This is a genomic window from Variovorax sp. P1_H2 (assembly GCF_056405295.1).
Map to the genome: position 1 here is coordinate 1 of NZ_JBFUCJ010000119.1, position 20783 is coordinate 20783.

26 protein-coding genes and 2 pseudogenes are annotated in these 20783 nt (G+C 64.7%); 13 read left to right on the forward strand and 15 right to left on the reverse strand.

The window, feature by feature from the left end; translation table 11 throughout:
• The 5 genes and pseudogenes from AC1D2E_RS29020 to AC1D2E_RS29040 all read right to left on the reverse strand — a co-directional run.
• The coding region (locus tag AC1D2E_RS29020) for a hypothetical protein (protein ID WP_478200629.1) at positions 1-225 on the reverse strand (225 nt) is incomplete at its 3' end.
• A 226-nt stretch (positions 226-451) separates the two neighbouring features.
• Positions 452-730 (reverse strand): annotated as a pseudogene (locus tag AC1D2E_RS29025) (c-type cytochrome); the annotation flags it as partial.
• Complete coding sequence (locus AC1D2E_RS29030; RefSeq protein ID WP_478200630.1) at positions 682-879, reverse strand: hypothetical protein; 198 nt, start codon at positions 877-879, stop codon at positions 682-684. The gene AC1D2E_RS29030 and the pseudogene AC1D2E_RS29025, both read right to left, overlap by 49 nt.
• Positions 880-1038: 159 nt before the next feature.
• Positions 1039-1452 carry a hypothetical protein gene (locus tag AC1D2E_RS29035; protein WP_478200606.1) on the reverse strand — a complete coding sequence of 138 codons (414 nt, stop codon included), beginning with the start codon at positions 1450-1452 and terminating at the stop codon, positions 1039-1041.
• Positions 1453-1462: 10 nt separating this feature from the next.
• The gene (locus tag AC1D2E_RS29040; RefSeq protein WP_478200607.1) at positions 1463-1729 is read right to left on the reverse strand and encodes a hypothetical protein; all 267 of its coding nucleotides are present in this window, start codon (positions 1727-1729) and stop codon (positions 1463-1465) included.
• Positions 1730-1868: 139 nt separating this feature from the next.
• Between AC1D2E_RS29040 and AC1D2E_RS29045 the strand changes: the two genes are divergently transcribed.
• A complete protein-coding gene (locus AC1D2E_RS29045; RefSeq protein ID WP_478200608.1) occupies positions 1869-5684 on the forward strand; it encodes a BTAD domain-containing putative transcriptional regulator in 3816 nt (1271 codons plus the stop codon).
• 11 nt (positions 5685-5695) lie between these two features.
• Here the strand turns inward: AC1D2E_RS29045 and AC1D2E_RS29050 are convergent, their stop codons facing one another.
• Entirely contained in the window at positions 5696-6820 is a 1125-nt protein-coding gene (locus tag AC1D2E_RS29050) for an adenylate/guanylate cyclase domain-containing protein (protein WP_478200609.1), read from the reverse strand.
• Between the two features lie 36 nt (positions 6821-6856).
• Between AC1D2E_RS29050 and AC1D2E_RS29055 the strand changes: the two genes are divergently transcribed.
• Genes AC1D2E_RS29055 through AC1D2E_RS29065 form a run of 3 tightly spaced genes read left to right on the forward strand, consistent with a single transcriptional unit; the run spans position 6857 to position 9377 of the window.
• Positions 6857-8539, forward strand: coding sequence for a sensor histidine kinase (locus AC1D2E_RS29055; RefSeq protein WP_478200610.1), 1683 nt, complete (start codon positions 6857-6859; stop codon positions 8537-8539).
• Positions 8536-8910, forward strand: a complete 375-nt coding sequence (locus AC1D2E_RS29060; RefSeq protein WP_478176003.1) for a response regulator — start codon at positions 8536-8538, stop codon at positions 8908-8910. The genes AC1D2E_RS29055 and AC1D2E_RS29060 overlap by 4 nt, the downstream gene beginning before the upstream one ends.
• Before the next feature lie 26 nt (positions 8911-8936).
• Positions 8937-9377, forward strand: coding sequence for a desulfoferrodoxin family protein (locus AC1D2E_RS29065; RefSeq protein ID WP_478200611.1), 441 nt, complete (start codon positions 8937-8939; stop codon positions 9375-9377).
• 24 nt (positions 9378-9401) lie between these two features.
• Here the strand turns inward: AC1D2E_RS29065 and AC1D2E_RS29070 are convergent, their stop codons facing one another.
• Complete coding sequence (locus AC1D2E_RS29070) at positions 9402-10094, reverse strand: carboxypeptidase regulatory-like domain-containing protein (RefSeq protein ID WP_478200612.1); 693 nt, start codon at positions 10092-10094, stop codon at positions 9402-9404.
• Between the two features lie 162 nt (positions 10095-10256).
• Between AC1D2E_RS29070 and AC1D2E_RS29075 the strand changes: the two genes are divergently transcribed.
• Entirely contained in the window at positions 10257-10394 is a 138-nt protein-coding gene (locus tag AC1D2E_RS29075; protein WP_478200613.1) for a hypothetical protein, read from the forward strand.
• Between the two features lie 92 nt (positions 10395-10486).
• Here AC1D2E_RS29075 and AC1D2E_RS29080 read toward each other — a convergent pair whose 3' ends face one another.
• The 4 genes from AC1D2E_RS29080 to AC1D2E_RS29095 form a co-directional block, all read right to left on the reverse strand.
• The gene (locus tag AC1D2E_RS29080; RefSeq protein WP_478200614.1) at positions 10487-11404 is read right to left on the reverse strand and encodes a complex I NDUFA9 subunit family protein; all 918 of its coding nucleotides are present in this window, start codon (positions 11402-11404) and stop codon (positions 10487-10489) included.
• Between the two features lie 352 nt (positions 11405-11756).
• A complete protein-coding gene (locus AC1D2E_RS29085; protein ID WP_478200615.1) occupies positions 11757-11897 on the reverse strand; it encodes a hypothetical protein in 141 nt (46 codons plus the stop codon).
• A gap of 236 nt (positions 11898-12133) precedes the next feature.
• Positions 12134-12355: a hypothetical protein gene (locus AC1D2E_RS29090; RefSeq protein ID WP_478200616.1), complete on the reverse strand. Its 222-nt coding sequence runs from the start codon at positions 12353-12355 to the stop codon at positions 12134-12136.
• Positions 12336-12614: a hypothetical protein gene (locus AC1D2E_RS29095; protein WP_478200617.1), complete on the reverse strand. Its 279-nt coding sequence runs from the start codon at positions 12612-12614 to the stop codon at positions 12336-12338. Before AC1D2E_RS29095 ends, AC1D2E_RS29090 begins: the two co-directional genes overlap by 20 nt.
• Before the next feature lie 315 nt (positions 12615-12929).
• Here AC1D2E_RS29095 and AC1D2E_RS29100 point away from each other — a divergent pair, with 315 nt between their 5' ends.
• Positions 12930-13106 carry a hypothetical protein gene (locus AC1D2E_RS29100; protein ID WP_478200618.1) on the forward strand — a complete coding sequence of 59 codons (177 nt, stop codon included), beginning with the start codon at positions 12930-12932 and terminating at the stop codon, positions 13104-13106.
• A gap of 12 nt (positions 13107-13118) precedes the next feature.
• Here the strand turns inward: AC1D2E_RS29100 and AC1D2E_RS29105 are convergent, their stop codons facing one another.
• Positions 13119-14012 carry an AraC family transcriptional regulator gene (locus AC1D2E_RS29105; RefSeq protein ID WP_478200619.1) on the reverse strand — a complete coding sequence of 298 codons (894 nt, stop codon included), beginning with the start codon at positions 14010-14012 and terminating at the stop codon, positions 13119-13121.
• A gap of 104 nt (positions 14013-14116) precedes the next feature.
• Here AC1D2E_RS29105 and AC1D2E_RS29110 point away from each other — a divergent pair, with 104 nt between their 5' ends.
• Together AC1D2E_RS29110 and AC1D2E_RS29115 are read left to right on the forward strand one after the other, a co-directional pair.
• Complete coding sequence (locus AC1D2E_RS29110) at positions 14117-14881, forward strand: SDR family oxidoreductase (protein WP_478200620.1); 765 nt, start codon at positions 14117-14119, stop codon at positions 14879-14881.
• A gap of 102 nt (positions 14882-14983) precedes the next feature.
• The gene (locus AC1D2E_RS29115) at positions 14984-15154 is read left to right on the forward strand and encodes a hypothetical protein (protein ID WP_478200621.1); all 171 of its coding nucleotides are present in this window, start codon (positions 14984-14986) and stop codon (positions 15152-15154) included.
• A gap of 108 nt (positions 15155-15262) precedes the next feature.
• On the opposite strand, the gene AC1D2E_RS29120 is transcribed toward AC1D2E_RS29115, so the two are convergent.
• Positions 15263-16243, reverse strand: coding sequence for an ABC transporter substrate-binding protein (locus AC1D2E_RS29120; RefSeq protein ID WP_478200622.1), 981 nt, complete (start codon positions 16241-16243; stop codon positions 15263-15265).
• Positions 16244-16302: 59 nt separating this feature from the next.
• Positions 16303-16799 (reverse strand): annotated as a pseudogene (locus AC1D2E_RS29125) (VOC family protein).
• A gap of 147 nt (positions 16800-16946) precedes the next feature.
• Here AC1D2E_RS29125 and AC1D2E_RS29130 point away from each other — a divergent pair.
• The 5 genes from AC1D2E_RS29130 (at position 16947) to AC1D2E_RS29150 (ending at position 20108) form a co-directional block, all read left to right on the forward strand.
• Entirely contained in the window at positions 16947-18239 is a 1293-nt protein-coding gene (locus AC1D2E_RS29130; RefSeq protein WP_478200623.1) for a DUF3422 family protein, read from the forward strand.
• Positions 18240-18248: 9 nt separating this feature from the next.
• Positions 18249-18542 (forward strand): hypothetical protein, encoded by a 294-nt coding sequence (locus tag AC1D2E_RS29135; RefSeq protein WP_478200624.1) that lies wholly within the window; start codon positions 18249-18251, stop codon positions 18540-18542.
• A gap of 95 nt (positions 18543-18637) precedes the next feature.
• Entirely contained in the window at positions 18638-19288 is a 651-nt protein-coding gene (locus tag AC1D2E_RS29140) for a glutathione S-transferase family protein (protein ID WP_478200625.1), read from the forward strand.
• Entirely contained in the window at positions 19288-19629 is a 342-nt protein-coding gene (locus AC1D2E_RS29145; RefSeq protein WP_478200626.1) for an ArsR/SmtB family transcription factor, read from the forward strand. The genes AC1D2E_RS29140 and AC1D2E_RS29145 overlap by 1 nt, the downstream gene beginning before the upstream one ends.
• On the forward strand, positions 19626-20108 hold the full coding sequence (locus tag AC1D2E_RS29150) for an SRPBCC family protein (protein ID WP_478200627.1): 483 nt from the start codon (positions 19626-19628) through the stop codon (positions 20106-20108). Before AC1D2E_RS29145 ends, AC1D2E_RS29150 begins: the two co-directional genes overlap by 4 nt.
• 89 nt (positions 20109-20197) lie before the next feature.
• Here AC1D2E_RS29150 and AC1D2E_RS29155 read toward each other — a convergent pair whose 3' ends face one another.
• The gene (locus tag AC1D2E_RS29155; RefSeq protein WP_478200628.1) at positions 20198-20461 is read right to left on the reverse strand and encodes a hypothetical protein; all 264 of its coding nucleotides are present in this window, start codon (positions 20459-20461) and stop codon (positions 20198-20200) included.
• Between the last annotated feature and the right edge of the window lie 322 nt (positions 20462-20783).

Sequence of the window (20783 nt, forward strand, 5' to 3'; positions counted from 1 at the left end):
GGGTGCCGTCTCGCTCTTGACACGGATAAGCGCCTTGAGCAGCGCGGGCGGCCCGCTAACCACCGGCCCGCAGGTCCGGCCCGGCTCGGACAGGAGAGGATCGAATGTGGATGCCGGCCCCCCGGCGCCGACGCTGCCGGCCTGCAGCAGGCTGGACGAAGCGACCACGATGGCGGCGGTGGGTGATACCCGTAGGCCGAAGATGCAACGGTGGTGCGATGGCATGGCGTTTCCCTCTCGAAGTCGAGGCGGACCTGCTTTTCGCGTCGGCAGCCGGCCCGTCAGTGGATGAGCCCGACCTGAGCCAAAAATTCTGGCATCGGCCTCCCGCCAGCGCAATAGACCATTGGCATGGTTTCCACCGTTGGGCAGGATGCCGCTGGCGGGCGCTCTTGGGCGCGCTGTACGCCGGCCACGTCACCGTGTCGCCCCTGCCTGCTGGCCGCACTCGGGGGTCTCGTCGGCGTGCCCGAAGGTAGGCGATCAGATCGGAGCGGTCGTTTGGATCGGCAATCCCATCGTAGGTCATCGAGCTTCCGGGCACCATGCTCAAGGGCTTGGCCAGGAAGCGGTCCAGCGTCTTGTCGCTCCAGGTGATGCGGGAGTTCTTCATCGCCTGCGAATAGTTGAAACCGGGAACGCTCCCAGCCAGTCGCCCGAACAGAGCGCAGTGCCGCGGTCCTACGCGGTCCGCGGCCAGGGCATGACACGCCAGACATCGCGCGTAGATCTGCTCGCCGCGTACTGCGTCGGCGCAGCGAGCACTGGCGCCGTCGTGCACAACGCCAGCACGCCGGCCGTGATCAGCCGACGGGTCATCACGACATGAAGGCCGAGGGGATCCAGCGCGGCCATGGGTTCGGAAGGTCGTACATGCATGTTGGGCATTCGCAGGGTTGGATGTGATGGCTTGGCCATCTTTGTCCCCTCATGCGCGGGCGGAAGCTCTGCTGGGGTGGTCCCCGTTAGATGCGGCCATCGCCTGAAATATTCCCTGAGGCCGTCTTCATGACTCGATCGACCCAGGCCTCGTCTCGGTCATTCGCCGAGAAGGCAGAGCCAGTGCCAACGCACCACGCTCTGCCCGCAGTAGTTCGCGACGACGCGCGGAGCCAGTTCCGCATTGCCGGACACGTTCCATCGTCTATCGACCCACACCATGGCCTCGTAGAGCGTATCGGGGTCGCCGGTCTGGTCGTAGCTGTCCATCAAGGCGGTGGCGAGCTCCCTGTTTGAAAACCCGTCTCCGCTCGCCGCTTCGTTGCGCAGAAGATCGAGCCTGGATTGGCCCGCAAGAGCGGGCGGGGCTGCCGCGGCGACCCGTGCCGGTCTCGGTGTCGCCGCATCATTCAGGGGCGGACTGTTCATCGCGGACGCGACGAGCGCGCCGGACACGGTCGCACCCGCAGCGAAGGCGCCGATGAGTTGGATTCGGTGCGCCAAGTTCTTCATCCTCATAAACCTAGAACTGGCTCGGCAGTTGCGCGTCCTCGCCGTGCAGGGCGGCATGGACATGCGCTGCAGCGACCCAGGCGACATAGGCCTGAAACAGATCTTCCCCGTCCAGACGACCCGCGGCCCTCTGCGTCGCTGGATCTTCCGCGTGCACCGGCTTGGGCACGTGCTGCGCGGATTCCACGCTGGGGGCACTGGACAGCGCGGCATGGCCCACCCACACAAGCACGCCGCTCAAAAGGGCAGAAATGATGACCGCACGCAGGTTCGACATGCCGCTCTCCTCGGTAAGATGCTGCGAGACACACTGGCTCGACTGGCTTCAACGATGAAGCTGCCGGACAGTACAAAGCCATCGTTCGCCAATCGTTCGCACGCCGAAGCCACCCTCGTACAGTGATGATCGAAAGAACTTGAATCAGCCCGCACGCCCCTTCGACGACGGCCTCCAACTCAGGTTGCTGGGCGGCTTCGACTGCACTCTGAACGGGCGTCCGATTGCCGGGATTTCGTACGACAAGATGCGTGCGCTGCTCGCCTACCTGGCGCTGGAATCGCAGCAGGATCACAAGCGGGAGGTTCTGGCCGAACTGTTCTGGAGCGGCAACGACCCCGTCACGGCGCGAGGCAATCTGCGCCGGACCCTGTCGGATTTGCGCCGCGTGGTGGAATTGCCCGCCGGCAAACCCTTGTTCTCGGCCAGCAAGAACACCATCCGTTTCATTCCGGATGCCTTCATTGACGCCATGGAGTTCAGCGTCCATGCGCCAATTGCGCGGCAAGACCAGGACGCGCTGCAGCACCGGAATGAGAAGGTCGTCGACCTCTATCGCGGTGAATTGATGGCGGGTTTCTACTTGCCGGACTGCCCCGATTTCGAAGAATGGCTTCTCGTCCAGCGTGAAGCCCTGCATCGCCGCGTGCTTGCCATGTTGGAGCAGTTGGCGAATCTCCACGAGGCCATCGGMGACCATGGCAAGGCCCTGAGATTTGCCTTGCGACATGCGGACCTCGAGCCGTGGGATGAAGCCGMCCACCGCAGGGTGATGCGCCTTTACGCCTTGTGCGGCCAGAGCGGTGCGGCCCTTGGACAGTTTGACGCGTGTTGTCGACTGCTCAAAAAGGAACTGGGCGTCATCCCCGGCGCGGAGACACGGCGGTTGGCCGAGCGCATCCGCAACGCTGAATTCGGGCGCCCCGAGATCCCACCCGCCCCGCCGCAGACAATGCCGCAACTGCAATCGCATGCGCAGCGCCGCCAGGCCACCGTGCTGTTCTGCGAGTTGATTCCCTCCGGAATCGACGACCCCGACGATGCGATGGAACTCCTGGCCGCACCCAGGGCCCACTGTGTCGAGATCATCCGCAGGCTCTCGGGATATCTCGTGCCCATGCATGGTGGCGGATTGCTGGCCTATTTCGGCTACCCGCAATCCCATGAGGACAGTGCGGTGCGTGCCGTGCAGGCCGCGCTGGCCGTCACCCGGGTGGCCGCTCACGGCGTTGTGATCCGATCAGGCGTGCATACCGGTCTGATCATGACGGGCGGCGACCCCTCCCTGCCGGACACTGTCGGCAAGACTTCCGGGGTCGCCATCCAGCTGCGCCGCTGCATCGGGCACAACCAAGCAGCGATCAGCCGGGAGACGCACGGCATCGTGGCCGGCTATTTCGATTGCACGAGCCTGGGCGCCCAGTCCTTGCCCGACTCGGCCAAGCCCGTGGAAGTGTTCAAAGTCGAACGAGAGAGCGGCGCCCGCACCCGCCTCGATGCGGCAACGCAGCTGACGCCGCTGGTCGGACGGCAGGCCGAACTCACGCAACTCACGGATTTGTGGGAAGAGGCAAAGCAGGGCGCCAGCTTTGCGGTGCTGGTGCAGGGCGAGCCGGCCATCGGCAAGTCTCGCCTGGTGCATGCCTTCAAACAACGGCTTGCGGGCCAACCGCATGCCATCCGTCAGCTGCGCTGTTTTCCGGAATACAGCAAGTCGCCGTTTCATCCACTGCTGGTGCTGCTCGAAGCGAACCTGGGCTTCGCCCCCGCCGACTCCCCGGAGCTGAAGTCCGCCAAACTGGCGCGCCATGTCGCAACGACTTACCCTGCATTGGCTCGAGATGCCGTCCCCCTGCTGGCCTCGCTGTATTCCCTGCCGCAACCCGCACACGCCGACGCGACCGGTCTCTCCCCACATCAGCAGAAAGAACTGACGATCAAGCTGCTGCGCGCGATGTTGACGGGACCGGCGGCGAAGCTGCCGCTGCTGTTCATCGTGGAAGACCTGCACTGGGTCGATCCTTCCACACTGGAGCTGCTGACATTGCTGGTCGAGCAGAAGGGAGCCGAGGCCCTGCTCGCGATCTTCACCGTGCGGCCCGGGTTCATTCCGCCCTTTGCCGCTTCCGTGCTGCCGCTCGCGCCCCTCGCCGAACGCGAGATGGCGCAATTGATCGCCTCGGTCAGCGCGGATCTCTCGGCAGTGACGGTCGGCCGCATTGTGGAACGCGCCGATGGCGTCCCGCTTTTTGCAGAGGAACTGGCGAAGACTGCCACCCAGGACGATTGGGCAAGCATTCCGGGAACGCTGCATGACGTCCTGGCGGCCCGCATGGACCGACTGGGCGAAGCGAAATACACCGCTCAGATCGCCGCCACGATCGGGCGGGAATTCGGGGTCGACCTGCTGCGCAAGGTGTCCCCCTCCAGTCCGAGCGCGCTGGCGAGTTCTCTGAGTCAATTGATGGATTCCGGCCTGATATTGAAGGTCAATGAAGCGACCTGCCAGTTCAAGCACGCCTTGATCCAGGAAGCTGCCTATCAATCGCAAACTCGGGCCGATCGACAGGCGGCGCATCGGCAGATCGCGCAGGTTCTGCAAAGCGCCTTTCCCGACAGCGTCGCAGCCCGGCCGGAACTCCTCGCACATCACCTGTCCGCCGCCGGAGAAATTCGGCCATCCATCGAATACTGGACCAAGGCCGGGCAACGAGCGATCTCCGGCTCGGCCAACCTGGAAGCGATCGCACATTTCAATCGCGGACTGCAATCGCTGATGACCCTGCCCGGGACGCCGGAAAGGGATCGGACGGAATTCTCGATCCTGGTCGCCCTTTGCCCTGCGTTGCACGCGACCCAGGGCTACGGGTCCGAAGATGCCACCCGTGCCACGGCGCGAATTTCTGCCTTGCGCGAGTTGGTGGTGGCCGGTCCGGAAGCGTTCCTGGCCGAATGGACGCGCTTGAGGAACACGGTTGCGACCCTCGGTCCGCGCGGGGTGCCGCAAGCCGCCATGCGGCTGCTGAACCTGGTACGCGATGATCCGATCGGTCGGCAAGCGGCGCACTATGTGGCGGCCGTGGCGTCTTTCTGGCTGGGCGAGTTCGGAGCCTCGAGGGTGCACACCGCGGAGGCTGTCGCACTCTATCGCCCGGACCAGCATCACCTGATGCTGGAATTGTTCGGCGAAGATCTGTCGGTATCGTATGCCGGGCATTTGTCGTGGGCGCTTTGTTTCCTCGGCTTCGCAGACCAGGCGGAAGCGCTGTGCGGTCGGATGCTCCAGCAGGCACGAGCGATGAAACACCCCAAGACGCTTGCGATGGCACTGCTCTTCGCGACCATGCTTTGCCGCTGGTTGAACAGGCACACGGAGGCCCTGAGCTTGTCGGCCGAGACCATCGCCCTGACGCGACAACATGGCATGACTTATTGGATGGCGACGGGTGAAGCGTTGCAGGGCAGGGCCCAGGTCATGCAGGAAGGCAGGCAGGACCTCTCCCAGCTCAAATTGCTCGCTGTCCGGTTGAGCACGGCGTCTCCTTCGTATTCGGCGCAGCGTTCGTCCGACATGGCCGAGCTTCATATGCAATTGAAGTCGTACGACGAAGCGCTTGGCTTGCTGGCGCAGGCGCAGGCGGAAGAAGCAAGCACGGGGAGCTGCCAGTTCGCGGCCGAGCGCCATCGCCTCAAAGGGGTATGCCTGCTGGCCCTTTCGCCGCCCGACGCGAAGGCCGCCGAAGCTTCTTTCGACCAGGCGCTCGCCATCAGCCGTCGGCAAGGCGCGAAGATGCTGGAACTGCGGGCCGCCGTGAGCCTGGCGCGGCTATGGCAACAGCAAGGCAAGAAGGAGCAAGCGTGGCGCATGCTGGCGAATGCTCGCGACGGCTTCACCGAGGGCTTCGACACCCCGGATCTTGTGGAAGCGGCGGATCTGTTGCGCGCCCCGATCTAGAGGCCGCGCGCTCAACTCGGCACCGCCTTCATGCCACGAACACTGAAGCAGTCGACCGGACGCTGAAACCCCTTCAAGCCGAGCGTCTGCGGCGGCTCCACGTCGAGCAGCGACTCCAGTTGCGCATAGACGGGCCGTGAAATCAGGATCTGGTTTCGCTCGGCCTCTCCGCACAGTCGTGCCGCGAGGTTGGTCACGGTGCCGATCGCGCCGTAGTCCCAGCGCCCCTCGAACCCGATGGCGCCGATCGTGGCGAAACCCTGGGCGACGCCGATGCCCAGGCCGAGCGAATAGCCGCGCCGCAGCCATGTCTCGGCGATCGAGCCGACCCGCTCGCGGATCGCCAGCGACATCCGCACGGCGCGTTCGGCGGCGTCGGGCATGGGAACCGGATCGTTGAAGAAGATCATCATGCCGTCGCCGGTGAAGCGCTCGAGCGTTCCCTCGTACGCGAGGATCAGCTCGCCGGTCGCCGCGTGGTATTGGCGCAGCACGGCCATCACGTCCTCCGGTTCGGCGCTCTCGGCGAAGGCCGTAAAGCCGCGCAGATCCAGAAAGACCACGGTGATTTCACGTCGATGGCTTTGCAGAGGGTCTTCGGCGCCACCGCTCACGATGAGTTCAGCCAGTTGCGGCGAGAAGAAGCGTCGGAGCCGGCCGACGCGCTCGAGTTCGGCGACCTGGGTGGCGACGCGGCGTTCGAGCGATGCGTTCCAGTCCTTCACCTGCGCGACCAGCGCTTCGACCTGGTCGTGCAGGCGCTTGATTCGCAGCATCGAACGCACCCGAGCGGCGAGCGCTGCATGGTCCACCGGCTTCGTCAGGTACTCGTCGCCGCCCGCCTCGAGGCCGGCGACGACGTCCTTCAGGTCGGCCATCGCCGTCACCATGATGATGGGCGTGAAGGGAAAGTCGGGGTCAGCCCGCAAGCGCCGGCAAACTTCGATGCCGTCCATCTTGGGCATCATCAGGTCGAGCAGGATCAGGTCCGGTGTAAGGTCGCGTGCCGCGGCCAGGCCTTCCAGGCCGTCGGCGGCCGAGACCACCTCGTAGCCCTCGCTGCCCAGGCGCGCCTGCAGAATCTTGACGTTGGTCGCGTTGTCGTCGACGATGAGGATGCGTGGAGGGGTTCTCACCGTCAATTCTCCCGAGACAAAAAATGTAGCGGCTTCGTGGTGGTTCCACAAGGTCGCTCGCTCGTGGCTCGCGGTGGCGAAGCGCTCCATTCGGTCCTTGACGGGAGCCCGGCCATCAAACTTGAACAGCTTGTTACGCAGGTGTTGAAGCGTTCACCGCTGGCCGCGCTGGTGGAAGGGGTGGCGCGCGTTCGCGCCTCGGTGCACACCAAGCTGCTGCTGGCCTTCCTGATCATCACCCTGTTGTTCATCGCGATGGCGGTCGCCAGCCTGCTCATTCTCGTGAACACCACCGGGCAGAGCCATCTGCTCGACCAGGCGCATGAGCGCGTCAGCTGGGCGCAACAGAGCCAGCATGCGCTGGACAGGCAGATGCATTTCACGGCACTGGCGCTGTTGTCGAAGGATGAGGCCGCCATCGAGCGCATCCTGCGCGAGAACAACCGGTTCAACGAATCGCTGGCCAAGCTGGACACCGCCGCGGCCGCCGGGCAGAAGGGGCTGATCGACCAGATCCGCGCTTCGCAGGACGACGCCATGGGCGTGGTCGCCGACATTGCCAATGCCATCCGCGACGGCAAGCTCGAGAACATCACGACCGACCTGCTCCAGCGCGAGGAGCGCCTCGACGCGCAGATCGCGTTGCGCATGAGCCAACTGGTCGACGTGGAGCAGAGCCGGATGGCACAGCTGCGTGAAAGCGTCGGCGCCGCCAACCGCAGATCGCTGACCCTGACCCTGGTCTTCGCCGTGAGCGCCGTGCTGCTCGCCTGGCTGTGCGGGTTCGTGATCTCGTGGTCTTTCATCCTCCCGGTGCGTGCGGCGGATGTTTTCCTGGACGACGTCGCGGCGGGAAATTTCGGGCGCAAAATCATGGTGCCCAACCGTGACGAATTCGGAGCGCTCGCCGACCGGATGAACCACATGAGCCAGCAACTGCATCGTCTCGACGAATCACAGCGGCAGGCGGCCGCGAAGCTCGTTGATCTCAATGAGCAGCTGTCGCGCGCGAGCAAGGCCAAGTCCGAGTTCCTGGCCAACATGAGCCACGAGCTGCGCACCCCGATGAACGCGATTCTCGGATTCAGCGAAATGATGATCGACGGAATCTACGGCGAGGTTCCGGACGAGCTGAAGGAGCCGCTCACGGACATCCAGGTCAACGGCCGAAATCTGCTGCGGCTGATCAACGATGTGCTCGATCTGTCCAAGATCGAGGCCGGCCGGATGGAGCTGGCGCTCAACGAGTACGCCGTCAGCGATGTGGTCAACACGGTGCGAACGTCCCTGCGCTCCATCGCGGCGGAGAAAGGGCTGGCGTTCACGGCGCACGCGCCGGAGGATCTGCCGGTGGCCTACGGCGACAGCGGGCGGCTCGCCCAGTGCTTGACCAATCTGGCTGGCAATGCATTGAAATTCACGCGGCAGGGGCAGGTCGATATCGCCGTCGAACTCGTGGGTGACGAGCTCATCTACCGCGTCTCCGACACCGGCATCGGCATCGCCCAGGATGAACTCGACAACATCTTCACCGAGTTCCGCCAGGTCGATACGACCATCACGCGGGAATTCGGCGGAACGGGGCTCGGCCTCAGCATCTCGAAGAAGTTCGTCGAAAGGCTGGGCGGCCGCATCTGGGTCGAAAGCGAGCTGGGGAAGGGCTCCACCTTCATGTTTTCCGTGCCGTTGCGCGCGGGCGAAAGAGAGACCGGTTCATGACCGAGCGCAAGATCCTCTATGTCGAGGACAACGAGTACAACCGAAAGATCGTTCGGCAGTTGCTCAAGCGCTCGGCCTGCCGCCTGATCGAGGCGGCCGACGGCGAGACCGGCTTCGCACTCGCGCAGCAGGAGTTGCCCGATCTGATCCTGATGGATGTGCAGCTTCCCAAAATGTCCGGGCTCGACGCGACGAGGCTGCTGACCACGCAAGCGGCCACGCGCCACATTCCGATCATCGTGATCACCTCGTACGCATTGAGCGGCGACCGCGAGAAGGCGATCCAGGCAGGCGCCTCCAGCTACCTCGCGAAGCCCTACAGCCCGAGCGAACTGCTCACGATGGTCAAGCAGTTTCTCCCCGATATCTGACCGGAACACCAAGGGGGACCAAGGCAATGACCGTTCGAAACACACAGCGCATCGTGATGGCGACACTAGGTCTGGCGATGGGCTTCGGCGCCATCGCCGCGCAGCCGGAGGAAGAGCAGGCGCAGCAGTTCACGCCGGAATTCCGTGACATCCACAAGGGCTTCGACGCCAAGCACACGCCCAGGCTCACCGCGCCGGACAGCGTGCGCCGCGGCGCCTGGTTCAACGTGACGATCAGCGTCGGCGCCGACTCGCCGCATCCGTCGCTCTCCGAGCACTTCGTGCGCTATATCGCGCTTTACAAGGACTCGGTGGAGATCGCGCGGGCCTATCTGCACCCGGTCTATTCAGCGCCGACCGTGACCTTCACGATCGCGCTCGACGAAGGCGGGACGCTGCGGGCCGTCGAGGAGCCGACGCATTCCGCCGCCTGGGAGGCGTCAAAGAAGATCAGCGTCGTTCCCTAAAAGGGCGGCTCCGGGGCCGCGGTTTCACCGGGGCTTCAATTCCACAGTGAGCTGCGCGGGCTGCTGATCGCTCACGTTGACGCTCGCCGGCACCGTGCCGAGCGTTTCATGCCAGACCTGCAACTGGTACTGGCCTGGCGGAAGATTGTCGAACGCAAACGTCCCATCGGCTCCGGTAATCGCATAGAAGCGGTGCGCGGCAACAACCACCCAAGCCGTCATCCAGGCGTGCAGGTCACAGTTGATTCGAACGATCTCGGGCTGGGCGAAGGTGATCGGAATCGTCCGGCCCATCGGCTGCGTTCGGTTGAAGGAGACGTTGGTTTTCGGGGTGGCGTGAATGTTGTGGAGCAGGCGATCGCTGTTGAGGAAGTCCACTGTTGCGCCGGCCGGAACGATGACCACCCTGGGGATGAACGCGCATCCTTTCTGGTCGACTTCGATCTTCTGGATCGCTGGCGGCGCGGCGCCGGCCGGCGCGTTCTCGATCCAGACGACGGCGTTGCGAATCTCGCGACTCGCGGACACCTGAAGGTCATCGGCGGGCTTTTCGTTGCCGCACAGGTACTGGTCGATCGTGACAGGCACCTTGGCCGGCGCGGGGGCCGGGCCGCCGAACACGACCTTGCCCTTCATGCTGCCGGCAAGGCTGTGGCCGGCCAGGCCGCACATCAAGAGCAGCAGCGCCAGGACCTCGAGGACCCGGACGTCCTTCAATGGAAATTCCCCTCGGCGCCGAGTGCGTCGGAATCCATCGACCTGAATCTGCATGCCGGTCCCTTTCGCGCCTGGTGGGCGGGCCTCTAGCATGCGGGCAGTTGGTCTTGCAGATCCAATGTCCACAATGGCCGTGCATTTATTCCAAGGAATTTCCGAGCCATGGAACGGATGGGTGCGAGCGATGAAGGCGACACGATGATTGCAGGACGCGGATCGACGGGCTCCGTCACACCGGACCAGGGCATCGACGTCGATTTGCAGGAAGGTGTTCGTCAGGAATCGGCGCTAAGCCGTTGATTTAAAACGAAGCGGGATTTCCGAATGATGAGTTTCGTCGCGGGTTGCTTGTCACGAAAGTGTGCCGAGCGCCTGAATGCGTCGACGTGGTCTCAATTCCTCCTGCCTGGCGTGCGAGCGGCGCCTAGATAGCGGGGTCCGATGCTGGACAGTGCGGCAGGGCGGATACCCAGATCTCCCAGGGACGGCAGCAGTCCGGTGGCAACGTTGGGGGTGCGCATCGACTGAAGGTTGTCGCGCGACATCAGCGGTTCGCCTGGCAAGTGTTCCATCACGAGTGCCTGAAGTGTTCCTACAAGCTGCGGAATTGGAAGCACGGGTCTTTCGTGGCCTGACCACCGGCCGGCAAGCTTGACCAGCTCCGCCAGCGTGTAGATGTCGGGCCCTGCGCACTCGAAGGTTTGCCCCGACGTCTCTGGTCGCTCGAGGCAGACGAGAATCGCGCGGGCGACGTCCTCGACCCACACGGGCTGGAAGCGGGCTCCCGCACACGCCAGCGGGAACACTGGAGCGAACGCCAGCAGGCGCGCGAACAGGTTCAGGAAGCGATCCTTTTCGCCATAGATCACCGATGGACGAAGCAGCGTCGTATCGAGATCCGCATCCTTCAACACCCTCTCGCCTTCCGCCTTGGACCGGAGGTACCGGCTTGGCTGCGGACCGTTCACGCCGAGCGCGCTGACATGCACGATCCGCCGCACGCCGGCCGTGCGGCAGGCCGAGACCAGCGTACGAGGCAACTCGACGTGAGTTCGATCGAACTGTGCTTCGCTGCCATGGAGGATGGCGATGAGATTGACCACGGCGTCCTTGCCCTCCACAAGCTTCGTGAGTTGTGCAAGATCATGAACATCGGCGCTCACGAGATCGACCGATGCCGGCAGGCCCAGTTTCAACGCCGGCGACTTGTTGCGCGTGGGCACTGTCATGTCACAACCGTGCTCTGCGAGCAACGCACACAGGCTTTGACCAACGAAGCCTGTGCCTCCGAGAATCAGGACATGGTTCATGGGAGCTCCTGCCGTATTCGGCGGCTGGTCGGGCGTCCGAACTTGAGGCTCTTGATTGCCAGCGCATCGTAGCCCAGGCGTCGCCATGAATGACAGCGGGCCCCGCCGCACGCAGTGCCGGCACGGACTTGCGACGCAAACCTAAGGAAAGAGGGGGGCCAACGTGAAGGCGCGAACACATTCGTGCAAGAACGGCGAACAGAATTCTGCGAATGGACACAGGAACTCTACAAATCACTGACCTGGGACAGAGGCACGGAGATGCACGCTCACAAGAAGTTCACGTTGGCCACCGACATTCAGATGCTATGTGGGACTACCCGAGAGAGACCCGTCTAGCTTAGCAGCTAAGCTAGCAGTTGCCCTTCTTTGCCTGTCCTGGCGGGCATTGCTTTCCGTAGCCGCCACCTGGATATCCTGGACCGTCGGGGTAGATGGCGCAGCCCCCGAACATGGCCATCGCGAGTAGTGCAGCAACCAGCTTCTTCTTCATGGGATGGCCGTCCTTTCTATCGTTGGCATTCGAGCATAGCTGACGTGCATCATGGTTGCGCCGTCATCGATGAGAGTTCCGCGTAGGACTTCGCGACGCGCCCAGCTGTCGACCCAGACCACCGGGGACGGCATTCTGGTCGTCGATGTACCACTGTGGATCGGATTGCGTGGTGTCGCGGGGCGTCCACCGGCCGCACGCCGGTGCCGGGCTGCTCCAGGTGCGCGCTGTCGCGTTCATCCCCTGACGGGAACGGGCTGCGCCCGCTGCACGAAGTGTTCAGGCAGGAAAGTCACGACCGGCTCGATGAGTTGCCACTGCGCCGTGAAGAGCAGCGGGAACCCCGCGGGCCTTGGCTCGCGTAGCACGATGGAATGCGCCTGCGTTGCCGCCGGGCGCAAATGCTTGATGACCTCCGACGGGTTCGCCAGGGGGCCCTTACGAACGATCTGGACCATGCCGGCCTGCCGCGTTGGTCAGGTGCTTCACCGCATCTACGAACGACAGGCCGAGGACGTGCATCGCCAGATCGATGGCGCCGCCACCGCCGAGCCGCACTCGTGTGTCGTACCACTTGGCTCCGGTGGTCAGGATCTCGAACTCGCCACGCGCGGTGGACACGTGCCAGCGACGGCTGTGGTCGTCCTTGACAGGCACATACGTCGGGTCCAGCCTGACGTGCGTCGTCAGCAGCGCCAGGGCTTCGCCGGCCGGCATCTCGCGAAGCCGTGTCGACGTGGCTGCACTGAATGATCTGCGCGCTACCATCACCGCGACCCCCACAGGACTTGCCGAAAAAAATGCGGCGCGCCGGGCTACTCGCCTCTGAAAGAGGCTTGGGCTGCTCGAGCAGTTCCCAGTGTTCAGCGACTCGTCAGATCAGGCAGCCGTGTTGACACTCTCGAATGCAACCTAACACCCGAGCGGGGGCGTCGAACCCTTGCTGTCAGACAAGGTGCTCACGTATGCTTGCGTAGCGCTCGTCATCGCTGGCGATCAAGCCGCATTCTCCGCGCGAGGCGGTTCGCCTCCTTGGGGCTCGACCTGTCACCGATCGAGGCACGCCCTGCCATCGACCACGAGGTGTTCACGATCCGCGAACCGGCCGGGCATGCCATCACGGTCTTTTCCAGCCGCGCTTCAGGCAACTGGTGTGCGGGTGTGAACATCTTGCCGGCCTTAGTTTCCCGTCGCCGCATCACGGCGTGAGGCCGCAATGCCTTATTGCTGACGCGCGTAGCGGCCCGGCGACAGCCCGACATGGCGGCTGAACGCCGTGCTGAATGTACTGGCCGAACTGTAGCCCACCCTCTCGGCCACCTCGGTGATGGCGATGCTGTTGCGGCTAAGCAGATCCTTGGCCAGCGCCATGCGCCAGGCCAGCAGGTACTCCATTGGGGGCAGGCCCACCGCACGCGAAAAGCGCTCGAAGAAGGTGGAGCGGGACAGGGCGGCCTCCTTGGCCAGTGCATCCACCGTCCACGAGCGCGCAGGGGCGCTGTGCATCAGCCGCAGCCCCACAGCCACCCGGGCATCCGCCAGCCCACGCAGAAGCCCAGGCGGGGCGCCATCAGAGGTACTGGAGCGCAGTGCCTCGACCAGCAGCACTTCCACGAACCGCGCCAGCACCAGATCGCGGCCAGGCCGCGCTTCCATGCACTCTTGCCTGACCAGTTGCACCAGAATCGACAGACGCTCGATGCCTCGCACATGTMGCAGCGTTGGCAGCAGTGACACCAGCAACGCGGCGTCGGGCGAATCGAATTCGAAGTAGCCACCCAGCATGCGCACGTTCGGCGGGCCTTTGCGCCTGCCGTGGCGCAACTCGTCCTCGGGCGCTGGGGCCTTGGGGTCGAAAAAAACTGGCACCGCGGGTTCCATGCCCGACAACGTGAACCCCGGCGTCGCTGGCATCAGCACGAAGTCGCCCGCCTCCAGGGTCACAGGCTCTTGCCTGTCCACTGCCAGCACGCATCGACCTTCCAGCATCGCGCAGAAGCTGGGTTGGCCAAAGTCCGAGTAGCGCACGGCCCAGGAACCCGCGCCGCTGATCACCTTGGAGAACACCGCGCGCGGTCGCAGCAGCGTGATGACCTCGGCGAGTGGATCTACCATGACCGGACTCCTGCAAAAGAAAATTGGACTTTGTAGTGTAGTTAATCCGGACCTGGCCCGATATCGTTGCGCCACCTTCCACTGCAACGACAAAAGGACTCGCCATGAAAACCATACTGATCACGGGCTGCTCTTCCGGCTATGGCCTGGAGACCGCTCGCCATTTCCACGCCCGGGGCTGGAACGTCATCGCCACCATGCGCACCCCGCGCTCCGGCATCCTGCCGCCGTCGGCCCGGCTGCGTGTGTTGCCGCTGGACGTGACCAAGCCTGAAAGCATCGCCTGGACCCTGGGGGCCGCGGGCCCCATTGATGTGCTCGTGAACAACGCGGGCGTCGGCCTGTTCGGCGCCTTCGAAGCGACACCCATGGAGACGGTGCGCGACATCTTCGACACCAACACCTTCGGCACGATGGCGATGACCCAGGCGGTCTTGCCGCAGTTCCGCGCGCGCCGGTCGGGCCTGGTGGTGAACGTGACTTCGAGTGCCACGCTGGCCCCCATGCCGCTGGTGGCGGCATATACCGCCAGCAAGACGGCCATCGAAGGCTTCACCGCGTCGCTGGCCTTCGAGCTGGAAAGCTTCAACGTCCGCGTGAAGCTGGTCGAGCCTGGCTATGCACCCACCACGCAGTTCACGGCGAATGGCGCCGAGCGCATGCAAGGGCTGATCCCCGAGGCCTACGCGCCTTATGCCCAGGCGATCTTCGCCGCGCTGGGCCAGCCAGCGGCCGTCACGACCGAGCAGGATGTGGCCGAGGCCGTGTGGCAGGCCGTGAACGATGCCTCTCCACGGATGCGTTATCTGGCCGGTGCCGATGCGGTCGCGCTCGCAGGCTCGACGGGCGACTGCGCTGTCGCAGCGTGAAGACCAGTGTCGTGCTGGGCACAGCGGGTTTGCCTCAGAGAACCATCCAGCGACGCCGCCAGAGCTCTGCCGATCATCGAGAGCTCGGACCTCATCGCGACCGTGCCGCGCGACCTGGCCAACATCTGCGTCCACCACGGCGACATCCGCATCGTCGAGCCGCCGTTCAAGTCACCGGCAGTCGAGGTGCGCCAGTTCTGGCACCGGCGCTTTCACCAGGATGCGGCCAATGTGTGGCTGCGGGGGCTGGTGCAGCGGCTGTTCGGGGCCTGAGCGCCGGCTGGGGCAGCGCGCCGCAAAAGCATGCTGCTCGGGGAGCAGGCCAAGCTCCAGCAGTTGAAAGAGTCCCGAGCCGAATTGCCTGCCTGGCGCGACGGCAATCTAGCGGATCACCCGGTTGGCGCGCAACAGCAGCGACTGCGGCAGCTTGAGCCCGATCGCGCTGGCGGTCTTCAGGTTCAGCACCAGCTCGAAGGTCGTGGGCCGCTCGATCGGCAGGTCCGCAGGCTTGGCGCCCTTGGCCATGCGATCGACATATGAGGCGAGCCGCGCGTAGGAGTCCACGAGGCGCGGCCCATAGGTGCAGAGCGCACCGCTGTCCGCGAAGATCGGCCAGCCCGACATCACGGGCATCTTGCGCGCGATCGCGAAATCGAGGATCTGCCGCCGGTTGGTCACCACGACGCTGTCGCTGAAGATCGACACCGCACGTGCCGGCGATGCGGCCATGGCCTCCAGCGAGGACGCCACCTCGTCGCGCGTGCGGGCGAGAAAGTAGGCCGTGCGCAGGCCGAGTTGACTTGCGGCACCGTCGGTGTAGTCGCGCTCGATGTGCGAGCCCGGGTGCTCGGGGTTGAGCACGATGGCCACGTCGCGCAGCGACGGAACCATCTCGCGCAGGATCTCCAGCAGCTTCCCGTTCATCTCGGCGGCCAGCAGCGTGAGGCCGGTCATGTTCGAGTCGGGACGCGCGAGGCTCTTCGCGAAGCCCGCCGAGACAGGGTCGCCGCTGAAGACGTAGGCCACCGGCACCGCCACCGGCAGGCCGTTCACGACGTCGACCGCCGGACCTCCCTGCGCCAGCAGGATGTCGATCGGCATGCGCTGGAGTTCCGCAACCAGTTCGGGGACGCGTTCGGCCGCGCCGTCGCCATACCTGAACGCGATGACGAGGTTGCGGCCCTCGACATAGCCCAGCCGGGCCAGCGAGGCGCGCAAGGCGGCGACCATCGGGGCCAGGCTGGTGGCGTCCTGAGCCGTGACCCATCCGAGGCGCAGGACGCTTTCAGCTGCGCCTGTCCGCTGACTGTTCTGCAGACACGCAAGGGCGAACGCGGTGCCCAGGACAGTGCGACGTTTCATGGCAGGAGCGTGCGCGTTCGGCGTCAGATGCGCAAGATGCCGGCTCGTCGCGCGCTCCATCAACTTGGGGACGGCGCGGGGCCCAACCGTGCCGCCTCGATCGCGGCGATATCGATCTTCCCCATGGTCATCATCGCCTCAAAAACGCGCTTCGCCGCCGCGCGGTCGGGATCGGCTATCGCCGCGGTGAGCACACGCGGCGTGATCTGCCATGACAATCCCCAGCGGTCCTTGCACCAGCCGCACTCGCTTTCCTGGCCGCCGTTGCCGACGATGGCGTTCCACAGGCGATCGGTCTCGGCCTGGTCGTCGGTCGCGATCTGGAACGAGAAGGCCTCGTTGTGCTTGAAGTGCGGGCCGCCATTCAACCCGATGCAGGGGAGCCGGCGACCGTGAACTCGACGACCAGTACATCGCCCTGGTGGCCGTCTGGATAGTCGCCCGGCGCGCGGAGGATGGCGCCGACGGCGCTGTCGGGGAAGGTCCGGGCATAGAAGTTCGCGGCGTCGACGGCGTCGCCGTCGTACCACAGGCAGATCGTGTTCTTGGGTGTCATTGCGAGTCTCCTGAAGAATGGTGCGACGGCATGCAGGCGCTTGCAAACAATATCCATCGTCGTCGTCGCCAAACCCCGGTCTGTCGGACGAGACCGATGCCGTTGTGCGGATCGGCTGATCACGCACACGCAGTATGCTTGCAGCCCATGCCTCCCATCAGCAGCGTTACCCAGCATCCGCAGCGCGTGGAGCTGCACAACGAAGTCCATGCCCGCCCGCCGGAAGCGCTGACCGGCGCCTTGAGCATCGCGCATGTCGTGATGCTCGCCGACGCCGCGCAACGCGCGCAGAGCCGAACGCATCTTGCACGGCTGTTGCGCGACCATCATCTGGCGCCGCCTGACGAGACCACCACGCATTTGCGGGTCGGAGTCGGAGCGCTGCGATTGCGCTGGGAGCTGCACACCGAGTTCGTCACCTGGACGTTCACGATGCATGAACCTGCTCAGGCGAGCCATACTCGCCTGCCCGCCAGCGCGATCGATGCCGTGCCGAACGACTGGCTCGGCGGGCTTCCCGGGCAGTGCCTCTGCAGCCTCAATCTCTGGGTATTTGCAGCGCGCGGAAGCGTCGGCGACGTCCGTGTCAGGGAGATGCTGAACGAGCAGGCGCTGGTGGGCTCCAGCGTCGCGGGCGAACAGGCGCAGGTGTACACCGACTTCGCCATCCACGCGGACGGTTCTTCCCGCATCCTGCTTTTCGCGGACGATTTGCAGCCTCGCCGACTCGGCCGACTCGTGCAGCGGATCCTCGAGATCGAGACGTACCGAATGGCGGCCCTGCTCGGATTGCCGGCGGCGCGGCAGGCGGGCGAGGCCCTGGGCAGTGCGGAAGGCGAGTTGGCGGCGCTCGCACAAGCCATTCGCAGCGCGGAGCGCGACGCGGAACCGGTCTTGCTGGACCGGCTCACGCGCCTCGCCGGGGAGGTCGAGAGCCAGCATGCCGCCACGCATTCACGGCTTTCCGCCAGCAGCGCCTATTTCGAACTGCTGGACCAGCGCATCGTGCAGATTTCCGAAGCAAGGCTGGGTGGTCTCCAAAGCATTGCCGAGTTCATGGACCGACGCCTGACCCCGGCGCGAAAGACATGCGAATGGGCGGTGCGGCGACAGGATTCACTGTCCCAGCGCGTCTCCAGGATGAGCGACCTGCTGCGCACCCGCGTGGAGATCGAGCAGCAGCAAAGCAGCCAGGCGGTTCTGGAGGCCCTGAACCGCCGGCAGGATCTGCAACTGAAGCTGCAGGCCACCGTGGAAGGACTCTCGGTCGCGGCCATCACCTACTATATCGTCGGCCTCATCAGCTACCTGGCCAAGGGTGCCCAGAGCATCGGTTGGCCGATGTCGCCGGAGACCACGGCTGCACTGGCGATTCCGCTGGTGGCATTCAGCATCTGGTGGTCGCTGCGGCGCCTGCATCGCAGGATGTTCATCCACTGACGAGATGCCATGACGGTGGCCGACCTTCGCCTGCCGCAGTCCGAGGCATTGGTCGGCAAGTGCCTTCTCCGGGAGGTCAAGGCAGGCGAGGCCATCACGCCCGAACTGCTGGCCGGTCGCGCGCCGGGCAGGCTGCCCGACGCGTCGCTGGTGCCGCGCTGTTCCGACGCCGGCTTCAAGCTTCCTGATCCTCGCGAACGCCCGGTTTGCGCGAGGCCTGTACAGCCGTTGCGGGCCGAGGATTGCGGTAGGGACGCCCATTGCTGGACGTCCTGTGCGAGCGAACGCCAGCAACCAGTCTGAACCGGAAGTCCAGTCAACTGACCCAGAAGTTGGCGGCTTGACGCTCGGCCTGTGCGCAGACATACTTAGGCATTCACTTAAGTATGACACTTGCAATGCGCTGGACCCTCTATTACCACCCGCTCTCCTCCTTCTGCTGGAAAGTGTTGATCGCGCTCTATGAGGCCGACGTCGAGTTCGAGCCGCGTCAGGTGGACCTCGGCGATCCGGCCGCCCGCGCCGCCTTCGAGGCGATCTGGCCGCTTGCCAAGTTTCCCGTTTTGCGCGAGAACGCGCTAGGCAAGACGCTCCCGGAATCGAGCATCATCATCGACTACCTGGCTCGAAACGAGCCCTCCGCGGTCTCGCTCGTGCCGAGCGATCCAGACCTGGCGATGCAAACCCGGCTGATCGACCGACTCATCGACTGCTATATCCACCTTCCGTTTCAGCAGGTGGTCGCCGAACGCCTGCGTCCGCAAGGGCAGCACGATCCTTTCGGGGTCGAGCAGGCACGCAACCAAATCCGCTCTGGCTACAACCTGATCGCCCCCATGATCACCGGACCCTGGGCCATGGGCGACACCTTCACCTTGGCTGACTGCGCCGCCTTGCCGGCGCTGTTCTACGCCGACTACACCATCCCCCTGACCGATTGGCCCGAGCTCGCTGCCTACCTCGGCCGCCTGAAGGCGCGGCCCAGCGTGGCCCGGGTACTGGCAGAGGCCGAGCCCTTCTTCCAGTACTTTCCCTTGAAGGACGGCTGATGCCGACCCCGGCCGCCAATCTCGACTTGACCTTCCAGGCTCTTGCGGACCCGACACGGCGCAGCATGGTCGAGCGTCTGTCCCGCGGTCCCGCCTCGGTCAGCGAGTTGGCCCAGCCGTACGGCATGTCGCTGCCGGCCATCGTCCAGCACCTGGCGATGTTGGAAGACAGCGGGCTGGTGCGTTCCGAGAAGGTCGGCCGGGTGCGTACGTGCCGAATAGAGCCCACCGCGCTCAGCCTCGCCGAGCGGTGGTTCAACCAGCGCCGGGCGGAGTGGGACCAGCGTCTCGACCGTCTCGGCGAACACCTCCAACGCTTTCCAGACGGAGAACCGAAATGACCGCCCAGAGATCCGAAGCGAACCGCAGCGTGGCCCACGGGGTTTTCACCATCGAGCGCACCTATGCGTCCGTGACACCGCAGCGGGTGTTCGACGCCTTTGCGAGCATCGAGGGCAAGAACGGCTGGTTCACCGCGCCCAATGACCGGTGGGACATTGTCGAGCGGACCATGGATTTCAAGGCCGGCGGCCGCGAACGGCTGAAGGGCCAGTGGAGGACCGGCTTGGTCACCGAGTTCGATGCGACCTACTTCGACATCATCCCCGGCGAACGCATCGTGTACGCCTACGAGATGCGCCTGGACGGGCGGAAGATTTCGGTCTCGCTCGCTACATTCGAGTTCAAGCCCTCGGGCGCCGGCGCCAAACTGATCATGACGGAGCAAGGCGCCTTCCTCGACGGCTACGACGACAACGGAAGCCGTGAGCGCGGCAGCCGTGAAATCATGGACAAGCTCAGCGCCTACCTGGCGGGCTGATGCCTCAGGCGTCGGAAACGCTCAACGGATGCGATCGCGCAGCGAACCCCCGAACAGACCGAGCGCTGAGTGCCGATCCTGACTGCCAGTCATCTGCGCTGAATGGCCGCAACCGTTCTGAAGTCGACTTCGCAGTGCAATCTGCCTTCCGGCTTCACGCGCGGCCAGCAGCGCAGTCCGAAAACTATGTCGACGTGCGCCATGGTCGTCATCGAGAAGCGCGTCGAACCCATCCAGTGCTTTAGCGTCCCGAAGACATGTTCAATCATGGATCTTCGAAGCGTCATGGCGGCGAGTTTTTTTGATCCAGCAGTTGTTGCACACGTTCGAGCACTGCTTCGTGCTCCGGCCACGAAGCCCGCCGCTCGAATCCTCTTGGAGTGCCCGCCGCGATGGCGGCGGGTCGGCCAGGGCCAGAAGATGGGGCAGGCGAGGGGGCTTGCTGTTCCCTTCAGGATGCCACGCCGTTCGCGCCGTCAAGGTCTGCGCGCACCCTGTGCGCTGGCGGCCTGCGGCCGTCTTCGAACCTAGACCGCTTGCGCAGCGGCGTGCCGTGGACGCTCACGGGCAATCCCGCACGCTACGTACAAGGAGAACGCCATGGCTTCCAACTTCCCATTCATCACCGAAGAACAGTTCGATCTGCTGCTGGCCAACGGCCGCATGGCGCTGGCT